The sequence below is a fragment of the Pseudoalteromonas piscicida genome, assembly GCF_002744175.1.
GTDB classification, from domain to species: domain Bacteria; phylum Pseudomonadota; class Gammaproteobacteria; order Enterobacterales; family Alteromonadaceae; genus Pseudoalteromonas; species Pseudoalteromonas piscicida_B.
Genome location: NZ_NKHF01000140.1, coordinates 1 through 1,020, shown reverse-complemented (window position 1 = coordinate 1,020; position 1,020 = coordinate 1). Strand labels below are relative to the sequence as shown.

Here is a 1,020-nt window from a genome sequence, read left to right as displayed (position 1 = left end):
AGGAGACAACAGCTCTGCGCAGCGTAGCATCCAGCTCGACATGGTTTGTCTGCTCAATTCTATACCAATATCACCTAACATGGTTTCTTGGCGATAAAGCGGTAGGCCAAACTGGTATTTACAGGTGATTAGTTGACTCAGCAAGCTGGCCGTTGCGATACTTTTTGGAATCGGCACAGCGGGGATCGGGGCGGATTTCACCATACAATCAATGCCTTCACGCTCACAGTGCCGGCATGTATATTTCGGGCGAATGGTTTTAATCACTTTGATATGCGCTGGCACAAACTCTAATGCTTCACTGCCGCTTTCACCCATTTTATGCAAGGGGCTTTGGCAGCAATCACATACTTTTTCACCCTCAGCAAGGTCAACAATCACCTCTACTCGCGGTAACTGCGCTGGCAGTGGGCGGCGCTTAGGTTTGGATTTTTCTTTCTTTACTGAGGGGGATGTTGCCAATAGCGCTTTATCATACTCATCAAGCGTTTCTTCCGCTTCATTGAATACTTCGCCTGCCCCCGGCATTTTCTCCGACTTTTTGCTGTACTCTTTAGCAAGTTTCGCGTTGTAAGCTTGCAGCAATTCGTGAATTTGCGCGTCTTTTTCAGCTAACTTTTCATCCATATGCTGTTGCAACTCAAGCAACATGCGTTTGAGTTGTTCTGGGTCGTCAGGCAGTGAGTGTGCATCAAGTTTCATACCTGCAATTTAACAAAATTTTATGCTCCTTTCTCGTTTGCATGGCAGATAAAATAGGATGTGTGGCAATGATCGTTTACTGTTAATTAGATCATAGATTGATACTGCAACTCTTCATGACCAAGCACATCATATCCCGACAGCAACCAATCCAGTTGCTCAGGGCTGAGTTCAAATTCTTGCAGACTCGCTTTGTTTGGCCATTTGAATTTTTGTTTTTCTAACCGCTTGTACCACAATGCAAATCCCGTTTTATCCCAGTAAACCAACTTGAGTTTATCTTTCGCTTTGTTGCAAAATAAAAATAACGCACCAGTG

2 protein-coding genes are annotated in these 1,020 nt (G+C 44.5%); both read right to left on the bottom strand.

Annotation, left to right across the window (positions count from 1 at the left end; all coding sequences use genetic code 11):
- The coding region (locus CEX98_RS22130) for an IS66 family transposase zinc-finger binding domain-containing protein (RefSeq protein ID WP_143484387.1) at window positions 1–702 on the bottom strand (702 nt) is incomplete at its 3' end.
- Between the two features lie 86 nt (window positions 703–788).
- A partial coding sequence (gene tnpB, locus CEX98_RS22125) for an IS66 family insertion sequence element accessory protein TnpB (RefSeq protein ID WP_143484386.1) occupies window positions 789–1,020 on the bottom strand: 232 nt, incomplete at its 5' end.